At 75.1% G+C, this 15,089-nt stretch carries 10 protein-coding genes and 1 pseudogene; 8 read left to right on the top strand and 3 right to left on the bottom strand.

The window, feature by feature from the left end:
• Positions 1 to 42: 42 nt before the first annotated feature.
• Positions 43 to 1,098 (bottom strand): alpha/beta hydrolase, encoded by a 1,056-nt coding sequence (locus KZX60_RS03220; RefSeq protein WP_248115591.1) that lies wholly within the window; start codon positions 1,096 to 1,098, stop codon positions 43 to 45.
• 159 nt (positions 1,099 to 1,257) lie between these two features.
• Between KZX60_RS03220 and KZX60_RS03215 the strand changes: the two genes are divergently transcribed.
• The 8 genes and pseudogenes from KZX60_RS03215 to holA all read left to right on the top strand — a co-directional run bounded on the left by KZX60_RS03215 (position 1,258) and on the right by holA (position 13,714).
• The gene (locus KZX60_RS03215; RefSeq protein ID WP_248115590.1) at positions 1,258 to 2,517 is read left to right on the top strand and encodes an alkaline phosphatase PhoX; all 1,260 of its coding nucleotides are present in this window, start codon (positions 1,258 to 1,260) and stop codon (positions 2,515 to 2,517) included.
• Positions 2,518 to 2,583: 66 nt separating this feature from the next.
• A pseudogene (locus tag KZX60_RS03210) lies at positions 2,584 to 3,937 on the top strand (FGGY family carbohydrate kinase).
• 133 nt (positions 3,938 to 4,070) lie between these two features.
• Positions 4,071 to 5,360 carry a hypothetical protein gene (locus tag KZX60_RS03205; RefSeq protein WP_248115589.1) on the top strand — a complete coding sequence of 430 codons (1,290 nt, stop codon included), beginning with the start codon at positions 4,071 to 4,073 and terminating at the stop codon, positions 5,358 to 5,360.
• A 126-nt stretch (positions 5,361 to 5,486) separates the two neighbouring features.
• Positions 5,487 to 7,991, top strand: coding sequence for a leucine--tRNA ligase (gene leuS, locus KZX60_RS03200; protein ID WP_248115588.1), 2,505 nt, complete (start codon positions 5,487 to 5,489; stop codon positions 7,989 to 7,991).
• Between the two features lie 54 nt (positions 7,992 to 8,045).
• The gene (locus tag KZX60_RS03195; RefSeq protein WP_248115587.1) at positions 8,046 to 9,008 is read left to right on the top strand and encodes a DegV family protein; all 963 of its coding nucleotides are present in this window, start codon (positions 8,046 to 8,048) and stop codon (positions 9,006 to 9,008) included.
• A 138-nt stretch (positions 9,009 to 9,146) separates the two neighbouring features.
• On the top strand, positions 9,147 to 10,082 hold the full coding sequence (locus tag KZX60_RS03190) for a ComEA family DNA-binding protein (RefSeq protein ID WP_248115586.1): 936 nt from the start codon (positions 9,147 to 9,149) through the stop codon (positions 10,080 to 10,082).
• 4 nt (positions 10,083 to 10,086) lie between these two features.
• Entirely contained in the window at positions 10,087 to 12,684 is a 2,598-nt protein-coding gene (locus tag KZX60_RS03185; RefSeq protein WP_248115585.1) for a ComEC/Rec2 family competence protein, read from the top strand.
• A gap of 10 nt (positions 12,685 to 12,694) precedes the next feature.
• The gene (gene holA / locus KZX60_RS03180) at positions 12,695 to 13,714 is read left to right on the top strand and encodes a DNA polymerase III subunit delta (protein WP_248115584.1); all 1,020 of its coding nucleotides are present in this window, start codon (positions 12,695 to 12,697) and stop codon (positions 13,712 to 13,714) included.
• Between the two features lie 84 nt (positions 13,715 to 13,798).
• Here the strand turns inward: holA and rpsT are convergent, their stop codons facing one another.
• On the bottom strand, positions 13,799 to 14,065 hold the full coding sequence (gene rpsT, locus KZX60_RS03175) for a 30S ribosomal protein S20 (protein ID WP_248115583.1): 267 nt from the start codon (positions 14,063 to 14,065) through the stop codon (positions 13,799 to 13,801).
• Positions 14,066 to 14,278: 213 nt separating this feature from the next.
• Positions 14,279 to 15,046, bottom strand: coding sequence for a type II toxin-antitoxin system PemK/MazF family toxin (locus tag KZX60_RS12065; RefSeq protein ID WP_348983731.1), 768 nt, complete (start codon positions 15,044 to 15,046; stop codon positions 14,279 to 14,281).
• Positions 15,047 to 15,089 lie beyond the last annotated feature (43 nt).

Here is a 15,089-nt window from a genome sequence, read left to right as displayed (position 1 = left end):
GGCGGCCCCGCACGGCCTCCGGCCAGGACCCGCCACGGCCGGTCACCTCGGGTGCGCGGCCTCCCGGATGAGCCTCGCGCACGCGAGCGGCCGCTCGTAGTGCAGCAGGTGGCCCACGCCGGGCAGCACCTGCAGGTCGGCCGTCCCTCCCGCCGCGGCGATCGCGGCGGCGAGGCGCTCCTGTGCGGCCACGGATCCCAGCGGATCCTCGGCACCCGCCACGAGGACCACGGGCAGCGCGAGCCCCGCGGCGGCGTCGAGGGCGGTGGACGTCGTGGAGGCCCGGTAGGCCTCGGAGAGCATGCGCCGTGAGGCGAAGCGGGAGAAGTACCGGCGGTGCTGGTCATGGGTGTAGGCCAGGACACGCCTGTCCGTGGTTCGGCTCATGACGACGGTGGTGGCCCACACCACGGGCGCCGCGCCCAGCAGGGCGCGCCCGGCGCGCTCGGGCAGACGCGCCGCGACCTCGTAGTAGCCCTGCGCGACGGCGGCCGCCACCGTCGCCGTCCACGACCCCGACGCCTCCAGGGCGGGCTCGGCGATCGGGTTGAGCAGCACGAGCCGGTGCCACGCGGAGGGGTCCCGGGCCACGAGGTGGGACGCGACGATCGACCCGTACGAGTGGGCGACGAGCACGGGAGGCTCCGTGAGCGCCAGCGCGTGGACGACGGCGGCCACCGCATCCGCGTGGTGCGCCACCGAGTGCTCGGCTGCGGGGAAGGCCTCGGACGCGCCGAAGCCGGGCAGATCGATCGAGGAGATCGCGAACTCGGGCAGCGCGTCGGCGATGAGCGCGAGCCCGTGGTGGTCACCGCGGAACCCGTGCACGAAGACCAGGCGGGGGGCGGCATCGGGATCGACGCCCCTGGACCCGTCCGCCGGGCCCACCGGTGCGTACTCCCACACCGCCACGTCGACGCCGGACCCGGCCACGGGGTCGGGGACGGTCACCTCGCGCCGTCGGGGGATCCGCGCGGGGCATCCGGTCAGCGAGCCAGGCCCGTCGTCCGGGCGCGGGATCCGGACCCGGTCCCAGAGTCGCACCCGGTGCCCGGGCGGCACGGGGGCGCCGCTGCCGGCGTCGTCGTTCTGCTTCACGCCCCCAGCCTAGTGAGCACGCTCCGCAGCGGGGCGCCCGCACGTGTTCACCGGTGCGTGTGGCGGGGTTCAGCACGTGGACGCGGGATCGCCACCTCGCTGACCTGCACTGATCCCGTCGCCGCCGGCGCCCAGCTGCCCGCCCTCTCCGAGGACGGCATGGTCGCGATGCCCCGCGGCTTCAAGGCCCACCGCATCGGCACCATCGGCGTCGAGCCCCTGCTGTCCGACCGCGGCGGCCGCGTCGTCGGGGTCACCCCCTCCAACCTGGACGGCATGGGCGCCTTCGACCGCGCCGGCGTGACCCGCCTCGTGCGCAACCACGAGTGCCGCGCGAACGCCAAGGTCCCGGTGCCACTGGTCCCCGGCACCGTCTACGACGCGGGCTGCCCCACCGGCATGGGCGGCAACACCGTCGTCGAGGTCTCCCGCTCGGGCGAGCTCGTCCAGCAGTGGGTCGGCCTCTCCGGCACCATCCGCAACTGCGCCGGCGGCACCACCCCGTGGGGCTCCTGGCTGGCCTGTGAGGAGACCACCGAGCGCGCCGGGCAGTCCGTCACCAGCTCCGTGGACGGCCAGGCCTACACCCTGCAGAAGGACCACGGCTACGTCTTCGAGGTGTTCCCCGAGCCGGTGGCCCAGCAGATCCCGCTGCCCATCAAGGCCTGGGGCCGCGCCGTGTGGGAGGGTGCCGAGATCGGTGCCGACCTCTCGAGCGCCTACCTCACCGAGGACACCAGGGGCGGCCTGTTCTACCGCTGGACCGCACCGCAGGGCGTCACCCTGCGTCCGGGCATCGCCACCCAGCTGGGTGAGGGCGACGGCGTCCTCCAGGCCGCCCAGCTGGTGCGCGACGGCGTCGCCCTCGAGCACTACGGTCAGCTGACCGAGGCCGACCTTGACGTGGCCCACCCGGTCCGCTGGGTCGACGGCGGCGCCGACCGCCAGGCGCAGACCACCGACCTGCGCCAGCAGTTCCCGGGCGCCACCACGCACCGCAAGATCGAGGGCGTCTGGAGCGACGACGCCGGCGAGGGCCTGTGGTTCACCCTCTCCACCGTCAAGGACGGCGAGCACCCCGAGGCCGTCGCCAACCAGGGCATGATCATGTACTACTCCTTCGCGGAGCAGACCATGACCCTCAAGGAGTACTGGGCCGTGGGCAGTTACTTCGACGCCCCGGACAACATCACCGTCTCCCCGTGGGGCGGCGTCGTGATCGCCGAGGACGGCTCGGACCCGAACCACCTCGTCGCGTTCACCGAGCGTGCCGGCTCCTCGGCCCTGGCCAAGGACCTCGCCGAGCGCGGCGAGTGGGCCGGCCCCTGCTTCGGCGGCGGTCGCGCCCTGTTCGCCAACATCCAGAGCGACTGCACCTACATGATCACCGGCCCGATGGCCAAGCAGCTCCACCGCTGACCGGCCCGCGCGACGGCGCCCCCCGCCTCCTCGAGGCGGGGGGCGCCGCCCGTGAGGGTCACTCCCATGAGCCGCACCGCCGTCGTCGCGATCGACCAGGGGACCACCTCGACCCGGGTGGCGGTGGTGGGCGCCGACGGGCACGTGGTGGCGAGTGCGCAGCGCGAGCACGTCCAGCACTTCCCGCACGCGGGGTGGGTCGAGCACGATCCGACGGAGCTGTGGGAGGCCGTCCGGGAGCTCACCGCGCTCGCCCTGGCGCGCGCGCACCGCGGCCCGCGCCCGCACCGGCCTCCCCCTGGCCTCCTACTTCTCCGCGTCCAAGATCCGCTGGATCCTGGACGAGGTCCCGGAGGCCCGCGCGCTGTCGGCCGCGGGGCGGCTGCGGGTCGGAACCGTGGACTCGTGGCTCGTGTGGAACCTCACGGGCGGCGTCCACGGCGGGGTCCACGTCACCGACGTGACGAACGCCTCGCGCACCCTCCTGATGGACCTCGAGACGGGGCGATGGAGCGCCCCCATGCTCGAGCTCTTCGGGCTCGACCCCGAGGAGTGGGAGGCGATGGCGCCGCGCATCGTGCCCTCGGTGGGCGTGCTCGGCGAGGTCACCGGCCACGAGACGCTGGCGGGCGTCCCCGTGGCCGGGGTGCTGGGGGACCAGCAGGCCGCGTGCTTCGGCCAGGCGCTCTTCCGCCCCGGGGACACGAAGAACACCTACGGGACCGGCTGCTTCCTGCTCCAGCACACGGGGACCCAGCGGCCGACGTCGGCGCACGGCCTCGTCTCCACGGTCGCCTACCAGCGGGCGGGGGAGCCGATGCGCTACGCCCTCGAGGGGTCCGTGGCCGTGGCCGGGGCGCTCGTGCAGTGGCTTCGCGACGGCCTCGGGATCATCTCCACGTCCGAGGAGGTCGAGGCGGCCGCGGCCACGGTGCCGGACAACGGCGGCGTGGTGATCGTCCCCGCCTTCGCGGGCCTCTTCGCGCCGCACTGGCGGGCCGACGCCCGCGGGCTCATCGCCGGCCTGACCGGATTCGCCCATCGCGGCCACCTCGCCCGGGCCGCGGTGGAGGCGACGGCCTACCAGAGCCGGGACCTGCTCGAGGCCCTGACGGCGGACACGGGGACGCGCATCCGGGAGCTGCGCGTGGACGGCGGGATGACCGTCAACGCGGGCCTCCTCCAGTTCCAGGCGGACATCCTGGACCTGCCGGTCGTGCGCCCCGCGGTGGCCGAGACCACCGTCATGGGGGCGGCGTGGGCGGCCGGACTCGCCGTCGGCGTCTGGCCGGACGAGGACGCCCTGTGCTCCCTGTGGCGAGAAGACCGCCGGTGGGAGCCGGCCATGGCGGCGAGCGAGCGCGAGCGCCTGCTGGAGCGGTGGCACCGGGCGGTGGAGGCCTCGCTCGGCTGGGCGTGAGACCGCGCACAGGGCGGCGCCCAGCGCCCGTGCTTCCTGGGCGGACCCCCGGGCCCGCCACTACCCTTGCGGAGGCCGTACCGGGGGATCGACCTCGGTGTGCCGCGCCCTGCCCCCGAGGATGAGGAACCCCATGCAGAACTCCGCCGTGTTCAGATCGGCCAAGATCGCACTCGCCTTCGTCGGCCTTGTCGTCGGGGCGGGCTTCGCCACCGGCGCCGAGGTGATCCAGTACTTCGTCGGGTTCGGCGAGATCGGCATCTGGGGGGCGATCCTCGCCGGCGTCCTCGTGGCCGTGGGCGGCGCGGTGATCCTTCAGCTCGGCAGCGCCTTCCTGGCCAACGAGCACAAGGCCGTGTTCCGCAGCGTGACCCACCCGGTGATCGCCCGCATCCTGGACGTCAGCGTCTCCATCACGCTCTTCGCGATCGGCTTCGTGATGCTGGCCGGTGCCGGCGCGACCATGCACCAGCAGCTCGGGTGGCCGACCTGGGCGGGCGCCGCCATCATGACGGCGCTCGTGATCGTCACCGGCCTGCTGGACGTGGAGAAGGTCTCCTCCATCATCTCCGGGCTCACGCCGTTCGTCGTGGTCGCCGTCGTGGGGGCGTTCCTCGCCACGGTGCTCACCCTGGACGGCTCCTTCACCACCAACGAGGCGATGGCGGCCCAGACCGCCACCCCCATCAACCCGTGGTGGCTCTCGGCCCTGAACTACACCGGACTCGTCCTCGTGATGGCCGTGTCCATGTGCCTCGTCATCGGCGGCTCCATCACCAACCCGCGCGAGGCGTTCTTCGGCGGGCTCGCCGGCGGACTGCTCTACACGGTCCTCATGGTCATGGCGGGCGTGCTGCTCTACCTGAACTTCGACCGGATCGGGCACGCCTCCGTGCCCATGCTCGAGCTCTTCGGCGCGTTCCACCCCGTGCTGGGGTGGGCCATGCTGGCGGTCATCTACGCCATGATCTACAACTCGGCCATCGGCATGTTCTACGCCCTGGGCCGGCGCATCTCGGCGGACCGCCCCGACCGCTACCGCCCCGCGTTCATCGCCGTCACCCTGGTGGGCTTCGCGGTGAGCTTCCTCGGCTTCGGCACCCTGATGAACGTGGTCTACCCGTTGCTGGGCTACCTCGGCCTGCTCCTGACCGTGGTCCTGGTGGCCTGGTGGCTGACCCACCGCGGGGAGCTCTCCGCCGAGCGGACCCTGCGCATGCGCCTCTCCTCCCTCATCCGCCTGCAGCGGCACCCGGAGAAGCGCTTCACGACCGCGCACGCGGACGCCCTCGAGGAGGCGGCCGCCCACTCCGTCGCCGAGCCCGCGGCCGTGACGGGCGCGATCGAGCGCCAGGTCGCCCGGGACCTCGACGCCGAGCTCGAGGACGACCCGGGCCGGGCCGAGGGATCCCACCGCGCCTGAGCCGACGCCGTAGGATGGACCCGCCCCGCACACGCGCGGGCGGGTCCGCCGTCAGGCCGTCGCGCGAACGTCCCGCCCCCGCCGCCACCGCACCCCCACCCCGACCGCGTTAGGACACGAACCGCCGTGAGCCAGATCTCCGAGACCCCCGCCCCCGCCACTCCCGAGGTCCCCGCGGACGCGGAGTACTCGTTCCGAGAGGTGGAGGCGCGCTGGGCCGGGTACTGGGAGCAGGCGGGCACGTTCACCCCGCGGGAGGACGGCGCCGAGCGGCGCACCGTGGTGGACATGTTCCCCTACCCCTCGGGCGATCTGCACATGGGCCACGCGGAGGCGTTCGCGATGGGCGACGTCGCGGCCCGCTACTGGCTGCAGCGCGGCTACGACGTGCTGCACCCCATCGGCTGGGACTCGTTCGGTCTCCCGGCCGAGAACGCGGCCATCAAGCGCGACGCGCACCCGGCCGCGTGGACCTATGCCAACATCGAGACCCAGAAGCGTTCGTTCCAGCGCTACGGGATCGCCGTGGACTGGACCCGCGAGCTGCACACCTCCGACCCCGAGTACTACCGCTGGACGCAGTGGCTCTTCCAGCAGCTCCACAAGGAGGGCCTCGCCTACCGCAAGGACTCGCCCGTCAACTGGTGCCCGAAGGACCAGACCGTGCTCGCCAACGAGCAGGTCGTGGACGGCACGTGCGAGCGCTGCGGCACCGAGGTCACCAAGCGCACGCTGAACCAGTGGTACTTCCGCATCACGCGGTTCGCGGACGCGCTCCTGGACGACATGGACCAGCTCACCGGTCACTGGCCCGAGCGGGTCCTCGCGATGCAGCGCAACTGGATCGGCCGCTCCGAGGGCGCGCACGTGGACTTCCAGGTGGAGGACGGCCCCTCCGTCACCGTGTTCACCACCCGCCCGGACACCCTGTTCGGGGCCACCTTCATGGTGGTGGCCGCAGACGCCCCGCTGGCCCTCGAGCTCGTCTCCGACGACGCCCGGGCCGACCTCGAGGCCTACCGCGAGGACCTCAAGAAGGTCTCCGACATCGATCGCCAGGCCACGGACCGTCCCAAGACCGGCGTGTTCCTCGGCCGCCACGCGGTGAACCCGCTGACGGGGGAGCGCCTGCCCGTGTGGGCCTCGGACTACGTGCTCGCCGACTACGGCACCGGAGCGATCATGGCCGTGCCCGCCCACGACCAGCGCGACCTCGACTTCGCCCGCGCCATGGGCCTGCCGGTGCGCGCCGTCGTGGACACGGGCGAGGAGGACCCGGCCGTGTCCGGGGTGGCCACCACCGGTGAGGGCGTCCTGGTCAACTCCGGCGAGCTCGACGGCCTGGACAAGACGGCGGCCATCGCCCGCGCGATCGAGGTCGTCGAGGCCAAGGGCACCGGGCGCGGCACCACCACCTACCGCCTGCGCGACTGGCTGCTCTCCCGCCAGCGCTTCTGGGGCACCCCGATCCCCGTGATCCACTGCGCCGACTGCGGCGAGGTCCTCGTCCCCGAGGACCAGCTGCCCGTCACCCTGCCGACCGACCTCAAGGGCGAGCAGCTCGCGCCCAAGGGCCAGTCTCCGCTCGCCTCCGCCGAAGACTGGGTCAACGTGGACTGCCCGCGATGCGGCGGCCCGGCGAAGCGCGACACGGACACCATGGACACCTTCGTGGACTCGTCCTGGTACTTCCTGCGCTACGCCTCCCCGTGGGACGAGACGCAGGTGTTCGACCCCCAGGCGGTGCGCGACTGGCTGCCCGTGGACCAGTACGTGGGCGGCGTCGAGCACGCGATCCTGCACCTGCTCTACGCGCGCTTCTTCACGAAGGCGCTGCACGGCATGGGCCTCGTGCCGTTCACGGAGCCCTTCCGCGCCCTGCTCAACCAGGGCCAGGTGCTCAACGGCGGCAAGGCGATGTCCAAGTCCCTCGGCAACGGCGTGGACCTGGGACAGCAGCTCGACGAGTTCGGCGTGGACGCCGTCCGCCTCACCATGGTCTTCGCGTCTCCGCCGGAGGACGACGTGGACTGGGCCGACGTCGCCCCCGGCGCTGCGGGCAAGTTCCTCGCCCGTGCCTGGCGCCTGGCCCGGGACGTCCGCGAGGCGGGCCCGGCGGCGGGCGCCGCCGAGGGCGGCTCCGCGGCCCTGCGCCGCGTGACCCACCGGACGGTGCACGAGGCCGCCCAGCTGCTGGACGACGGCAAGTTCAACGTGGTGATCGCCAGGACCATGGAGCTCGTGAACGCCACCCGCAAGGAGATCGACAACGGGGCCGGCGCCGCGGATCCCGCGGTCCGCGAGGCCGCCGAGGCCGTCGCCAAGCTGCTCTCGCTCGTCGCGCCCTACGCGGCCGAGGACATGTGGGTGCTGCTGGGCCACGAGCCCTCGGTGGTGCGCTCCGGCTGGCCCGAGGTCGACGAGTCCCTCCTCGTGGAGGACGCGGTCACCGCCGTCGTGCAGGTCAAGGGCAAGGTGCGCGACAGCTTCGAGGTGCCCGCGGACATCACCGCCGAGGAGCTCGAGGCGCGCGCCCGGACGTCCGAGAAGGTCATGGCGTTCATCGGGGACGCCCAGATCGTCAAGGCGATCGTCCGCGAGCCCAAGCTCGTCAACCTCGTCATCCGCTGATCGGCGAGCCGGACTGAGCCGGGCCGCCCCGTCGGCCCGGAGGAGGAGGGGAGCATGGCGACGCTGGACCAGTGGCGCGACGACGTCCTGGAGCGCCTGCGCGCCCGCCGACCCCACCTGGTGGGCCGGGCCCGCTACGGGCTGAAGCCGCCCCGGCGGGACCGGACCGCGATCGTGACCGACTCCGCCGCGGCCCTGCCGCCGGCCCTGCTCGCCCACCCCCTGGCGGCGGGCATCCGCCAGGTCACCCTCCCCGTGATGGTGGGGGAGCAGATCCACACGGAGGGGACGGAGGACCTGCGGTGCGAGCTGCCCGTCGCCCTCGCCTCCGGCACCCCCGTGAAGACCTCCCGGCCGTCTCCGGGGGCGTTCCGGGCCGTCTACGCCGACCTCGCGCAGGCCGGGTACGCGCGGGTGCTCTCCCTGCACCTCTCGAGCCGGCTCTCCGGCACCGTGGAGGCGGCGCGGCTCGCCGCGGCGGACGCCCCGCGCCCCGTCACGGTCCTCGACTCGGGCACGGCCGGCTTCGCGCTCGGCCTCACGGTGCTGGACGCGGCGATCGACGCCGGCGTGGGGCTGCCGGTGGAGCAGATCACCGCGCGGGCGGAGGCCACCGCACAGGCGGGCGCCGTGCTGTTCTCCGTGCCGAGCCTCGAACAGCTGCGCCGCGGCGGCCGGATCGGCGCCGTGGCCTCCCTGCTGGGCACCCTGCTCCACGTGCGCCCCGTGCTGGCCCTCGACGACGGCGCGGTCACCCTGGTGGACCGCCCGCGCTCGGCGGCCCGCGCGATGGACCGGATCGTCGAGCTCGCCCTGGAGCGTGCCGCCGGGACGCCGAGCCGGATCGTGGTGCACGGCTTCGGCGACCCGGCGGGGAGCGAGGAGCTGGTGGCGCGCCTGCAGCCGCACTCGGCCACGCCCGTTCCCGTCGTCGAGCTGCCGGGGGTCCTCGCCGCGCACCTGGGACTCGGCGCGCTGGGCGTGGTGGTGACCCCGCTCGAGGTGGAGGTCGACTGAGGCCGAGTCGAGCCGGGGCGGACGGGGCATGTGTGGACCGGGCAGTCCGCTCCTGCACAGGCGTCGGGTCGCTCCTCGCCATCCCCGAGGCCGCGGCGGGCGCCTCTCCTGACCCGCCGGCCCGGCCACAGTGGCTCCATGCACACGCGAGCCCCGGACGTCCCCTCCGAGCAGCCCGGCCCCGTCCACGGTCAGGACCCCCGCGGTCGCGGCCCCGGTGAGGACTGGGAGGCCGTCCCGCCGCGCCCCCCGATCGTCCGGTGGCGCGCCGCAGGCACGGCCGCGCTCGTGCTGCTGGTGGCGGCCATCGCGTGGTGGGCCGTGACCTGGCTGACCGCCCCGACTCCGCCCGCCCCGGCCGCATCGGTCGGGTCCGTGTCGGGTATCCCGGCGCCGCCCTCGGGCGATGCCGCCGGCGCGGCCCCGGGCGCGAGCGTCCCGGATCCTGGCCCCGGGGCGACCGTGAGGCCTGCCGGAGAGGCCCCCGGCGCGTCCTCGGGGACACCGTCCGGCGGTTCTTCCGGGGACTCCGGGGGCGCGGGCGAAGGCTCCGCACCGGCGGAGGTGCGCGTGCACGTGGTGGGCGAGGTCCGTCGGCCCGGCGTCGTGACCCTGGCGGCCGGGTCCCGGGTCACGGACGCGATCCGGGCCGCCGGCGGGGCCGCGTCCCAGGCGCGCACCGAGCGGATCAACCTCGCTGCGACGCTCTCGGACGGCCAGCAGGTCCTGGTCCCGTCCGCTCGCACGCCGGACGCAGAGCTGGCCGCGGCGGCCGGGGGTGGGGCGCCGCCAGCGGGGTCGGCGGCTCCCAGCGGGCGAGCGGGGGCCGCGGTGGCGGGGCCCGGCAGCTCGGGGGCGCAGTCTCCCGACGGTGCGGGCGCGGTGCCGGTGGACCTGAACACGGCCGACGCGGCCGCCCTCGAGACGCTCCCGGGCGTGGGTCCGGCGACGGCGGAGAAGATCATCGCGCACCGGGAGTCGGTGGGCCCGTTCGGCGGGCTGCAGGACCTGGACGCGGTGCCCGGGATCGGCCCGGCCGCCCTCGCGCGGCTGCGTGACCACGTGAGCTGGTGACCCCGTGAGCGCCGGCGCCGTCCCCGGACCGCTGGACGTCCGATGGGTTCCGGCGCTGCTGCTGTGCCTGGCCCTCGGGAACGTGCTCCCGAGCCGGCCCGCGCACGAGGCCGTCCTGGCGTCCGGGGCGTGTGGGCTCCTCGCCCTGTACGGGGCCGCCGCGCTGGTCGTGGGCGGCCGATCCGCCGGAGCACGACGCACCGACCGCCCTCGGCGAGGCGTGGCCACCGCCGTCGTGCTGGCCGGCGTGGCGGGAGCGCTGATGGCCCAGCACGTGGCCCTCCACCAGTCCGCGCGGGAGCGCGTCGGCTGGGATGACGCCGTGACCGCGGAAGAGGCCGTGCGGGTCGAAGTGGTGCTGGACGCCCCACCCCAGGCCACCGGGTCGCCCTTCGGACCGCGGTGGGGCGCCCCGGCCACGGCCACGCGATTCGGCCACCCCTCTCGAGCGTTCGAGCGGCCCGAGGCGGTCCGCCTCACGGGGGAGGGGGAGCCGCCCCTCGGGCTCGGCACGGCGGACGGCGGTGTCGCGGCGGGCGGGAAGGCCTGTGTCGTGGCCACTCCCCGGCGCGAGGGGGACACGGTGTTCCTCACCGCACGCGCGGCACCGATCCCGGGGCCCTGTCCGGCACAGGGAGGCGCAGCACTCCCGCCGGACGTGGCGGGACCCTCCGGGCGTGAGGTGCTGCGCTCGGCGTTCCGGGCCGCGGCCTCTCCCCTGATCGGCACGGCGCCCCAGCTGATCCCCGGGCTCGTGCTGGGGGACCGCACGGCCCAGAGCGCGGAGCTCGGGGACGCCATGAAGGATGCCGGGCTGAGCCACCTCAGCGCCGTCTCCGGGGCGAACTGCGCGCTGCTCCTGGGCACGGTCGCCGTGGTCCTGCGCTCGCTGCGCGTGCACCGGCACGCGGTGGTGGCCGCGGCGCTGGCCACGCTCGGGGTGTTCGTGGTCGTCGTCGGACCGGAGCCCTCCGTGCTCCGGGCGGCTGTGATGGGCGCGCTGGGGGCGCTGGCCCTCTTCCTCGGCCGCGGCCGGCAGGCGTTCTCCCTGCTCGCGGTGGGCGGCACCGGGCTGCTCGTGGTCGCGCCGACTCTCGCGACGGAGGTCGCGTTCCACCTCTCACTGGCCGCGACGGCGGGGATCGTGCTCGTCGCCGCCCCCGTGGACCGGTGGCTGCATCCGCGGATGGCGCGCGTGCTGCCCGACTCCGCCGCGCGCTGGCTCTCCGCGTCCCTGTCCGTCACCGTGGCTGCCCACCTCGCGTGTCAGCCGATCCTCCTGGCCATGACCGGCACGGTGAGTGCCTACGCCGTGCTCACCAACATCGTGGCCGCCCCCGCGGTCGCACCGGTGACCGTCCTCGGCACGCTCGCCGCCGCGCTGGTCCTGCCCGCCCCGCCGATCGCGGCCGCCCTCGTCTGGATCGCGCAGTGGCCGGCCGCGGCCATCGGCTGGACCGCGACCACGGCCGCCACGCTGCCGGGCGCCCTGCGGCCATGGCCGGGCGGCGGCCTCGGGTTCGCCCTCGGCGCCCTCCTCACGGTCGCCACGCTCGCGGGCTTCCGTGCGGTCCTGGTGCTGGAACGGGAGTCGCCTCCCCGCGTGCGGCGCGTGGGTCGCTCGGCGCCGGACCGCGTCCGGCGGGTGTCCGCCGCCGCGGTGCTGACGGCCGCGCTGATCGCCGCGGCCACGGGCGGCGTGGGCGCGGTGCTGACCCCCCGACCGGCCGGCGACGTCCCCGAGGGCTGGGTCGCGGCGTTCTGCGACGTGGGGCAGGGGGACATGACGGTCCTCCGCACGGGCGTGGACTCTGCCCTCGCCGTCGACGTCGGACCGGATCCCGACGCCGCCCGACGATGCCTCGCGGACCTGCGCGTGGAGAGGGTGGACGCGGTGCTGCTCACCCACCTCCACGCCGATCATGCCGGAGGGCTGGCCGGGCTCACGGGGCAGCTCGCCCCTGGCGCGGTCCACTACGCCACCCGCTCGGCCGGCAGCTCGCCGCTCGGCGACCCCGCCGCGGGCACACCCCTCGAACGAGGGAGGAGCCGCGCCAGCACGGGGGAGGACCCCGCGATGCCGCCGCCCTCCGGAGCGACGCCGCTCCACACGGGCCAGGAGGGGGAGAGCGGATCGGTGCGGTGGAGCGTCCTCCTCGCCGATCGCGCCGCGCCCGAGGAGAACGACGCCTCCGCACAGCTTCTGCTCACTGTGCGCGGCGCCGTGGGCCCGCTGACCGTGCTCGTCACGGGGGACATGGAGCAGGCGGCGAGCGCCGCCTGGGCGGCCGGACTGCGCTCGGACGCACCCCCGCCGCCCTCCGCGGACGTGCTGAAGGTGGCCCACCACGGTGCGCGCAACGGCGGCACGGACGTCCCCGCGGCGGTCCGCGCCCGGCTCCAGGTCGTCTCGGTGGGCGCAGAGAACACGTACGGACACCCCCACCCCGCCACCGTGGCCGCCCTCGAGCGGCTCGGCCCGGTGGCCCGCACCGACCGGCACGGCACCCTCGCGCTCACCCTGGAGTCGGGCTCGGACGGGGATCCCGGGATCGCCGTGCACACCGTCCGCCCTCCCGCCGTCCCCGTCTCCACACCCTAGGATGGTGCCCATGTCCGCCGCCCGCAGCCCCCGCTCCGGCCGCGCCCCGCGCACGGATCCGCTGGCCTGGCGCCGCACGGAGCCCGGCCCGCTCACGCTGCTCAAGGGCCCCGAGGACTACGTGGCCCGCTGGGTCACGGACCGGGTGACGGCCGCGCTGCGTGCCCGGCACGAGAGCCTCGAGGTGCACGACCTGCGCGCCGGGGAGTACCAGGCGGGGCAGCTGGCCATGGCCGCCAGCCCCTCGCTCTTCGCCGAGCCCACCCTCATCCGCGTGGACGGGCTCGAGTCCATGAACGACGCCTTCCTCGCCGACGCCCTGCGCCTCGTCGAGCAGGGCCCCGGCGCGGACGAGGTCACCCTCGTGCTGCGCCACACGGGCGGCAGCCGGGGCAAGCGGCTGCTCGACGCCGTCGCGAAGGCCGGCACCGTGGTGGACTGCGCGCCCCTCAAGCGGGACGAGGACCGTCTGGCGCTCGTCCAGGCGGAGTTCCGCGAGGCACGCCGCCGCGTGGACGAGGACGCCGCCCGCGCCCTCGTGCGCGCCACCGGCGCCTCCCTCACGGAGCTCGCCGCCGCGTGCCGTCAGCTGATCGACGACACCACCGGCACGGTCACCGCCGAGATGGTGGACACCTACCACGGCGGCCGCGTCGAGGCCACGAGCTTCGCCGTCGCGGACGCCGCTCTCGAGGGCCAGGCCTCCCGCGCCGTGTCCCTCGTCCGCCACGCGCTGGCCACCGGCGTGCACCCCGTGATGATCACCTCGGCGCTCACGCTGAAGGCCCGCCAGGTCGCGCGCATCATCGACGCCGGCCGGGAGCAGGGCGAGCTCGCCTCCCTCCTGGGGGTGGCTCCGTTCCAGGTGCGCTACGTGCAGCAGGCCGCCCGCCACTGGACCCCCGCCGGGATCGCGCAGGCCGTCGAGTGGATCGCCCAGGCCGACGCCGAGGTCAAGGGCGCCTCCCGCAACCCCGACTTCGCGGTCGAGCGGGCGGTCATCCGGATCGCCACGGCCGTGCGTCGCTGACCACGCCGCGGACCCTCCCCGGACGCACCACGGCCCCCGTCCGAGGGTCTCGGAGCGGGGGCCGTGGCGGTGTGGCGCTGCGGATCAGGCGAAGAGGGCCTTCACGCGGTTCGCGATGCCCGACTTGCGGTTCGCGGCCTGGTTCTTGTGGATGACGCCCTTGGAGGCTGCCTTGTCCAGCTTGCGGTTCGCGGTGCGCAGCGCGGCGGCGGCGGCCTCGGCCTCGCCGGCGGCCACGGCCTTGTCCACGGCGCGGATGGCGGTGCGCAGCTCGGACTTCACAGCGATGTTGCGCTGGCGCGCCTTCTCGTTGGTGAGGATGCGCTTCTTCTGAGACTTGATGTTGGCCAACTCTGGTCCTTACGTCGTCGGCGCGGGACGGGTGGTCCGCACGCCGCGTGAACAGGGGGGTCGTGGAGGGTTCCCGGATCCGTGGACTTCAGTGGCGTGGGGACACCGTGGCGATCCCGGTCCGGGGGTGCCCGTCGACCGGCGGACACAATGCCCACGATCGTATCATCTGCGTGTCCCGGACATGGCCGGGGAGTGCCTCGGCGTGGCGCGTCAGCACTCCCAGCCCTGGTGGCGGCGCAGCGCGTCGCCCACGGCCTCGAACCGCGCGGGGTCCAGGACCCCACCCTCCCGGCGCACGGCGTCCGGGTCCACGCGCAGCACGCGGTCCACCTTCGCCTCGGAGGCCCGGCCGCGCCGGTCCCACGGCCCGGCGCCGACGTCCACGTAGTCCTCGTCGCGCAGGTCCGCGTTGTTGCGGTCCCGGCTCGTGAGCATGAGGCCGAGCAGGCACGCGCCGTCGCGGCCGACGAGGAGGACGGGGCGGTCCTTGCCCCGGCCGTCCATCTCCTCGAACGGGACCCAGGTCCACACCACCTCGCCCGGGCCCGCCGCGGGGCCGGGCACGGGGGCGTAATCCACGCGCGCGCGGCCGGTGAAGTCGGGGAGCAGCTCGGCGGGGGACCGCCGGTCCGGCCGGCCCGCCGCGCGCCCCGACGCCGCCGGTCCCTCGGCACGGTCCGCGTCCCGGGCGCGGCGCAGCACCTCGTCCACACGGCGCCGGTCCGTCCGGCGCGCGCCGCCGGCCGGGGGAGTGGGCCAGTCGTCGGTGCGCCGGGTCGGGTCGAAGGCCGGGGCCCCCGGATCCCGGGGCGGGACGCCCAGGTCGAAGACGGGCCCGGCGCCGCCGCCCGTCCCCGAGCCGGAGGCGCGGCGGGACGAGCCGCGGCGTGGGCCGGCGTCGGAGGAGGAGCTGAGCGTCTCCAGGAGGCGGGCGGCCTGCCGGCCGAGGGAGAGGGCGCGCTGGAAGTCGAAGGCCATGGGCCCGAATCTATCCGGCCGGGCGGGCATGGAAGAATGGGCG

The sequence above is a fragment of the Micrococcus sp. EYE_212 genome (assembly GCF_023147585.1).
Taxonomy (GTDB): domain Bacteria; phylum Actinomycetota; class Actinomycetes; order Actinomycetales; family Micrococcaceae; genus Micrococcus.
Note: the sequence above shows the minus strand (reverse complement) of the source record. Positions and strands in the feature narration are given on the sequence as shown.

Excerpts from the sequence above, each read along its gene's own strand:
- KZX60_RS03215 (WP_248115590.1), top strand. The coding sequence starts at position 1,258 with ATGGTCGCGATGCCCCGCGGCTTCAAGGCCCACCGCATCGGCACCATC.
- KZX60_RS03205 (WP_248115589.1), top strand. The coding sequence starts at position 4,071 with ATGCAGAACTCCGCCGTGTTCAGATCGGCCAAGATCGCACTCGCCTTC.
- KZX60_RS03195 (WP_248115587.1), top strand. The coding sequence starts at position 8,046 with ATGGCGACGCTGGACCAGTGGCGCGACGACGTCCTGGAGCGCCTGCGC.
- KZX60_RS03190 (WP_248115586.1), top strand. The coding sequence starts at position 9,147 with ATGCACACGCGAGCCCCGGACGTCCCCTCCGAGCAGCCCGGCCCCGTC.
- holA (WP_248115584.1), top strand. The coding sequence starts at position 12,695 with ATGTCCGCCGCCCGCAGCCCCCGCTCCGGCCGCGCCCCGCGCACGGAT.
- KZX60_RS12065 (WP_348983731.1), bottom strand. The coding sequence starts at position 15,046 with ATGGCCTTCGACTTCCAGCGCGCCCTCTCCCTCGGCCGGCAGGCCGCC.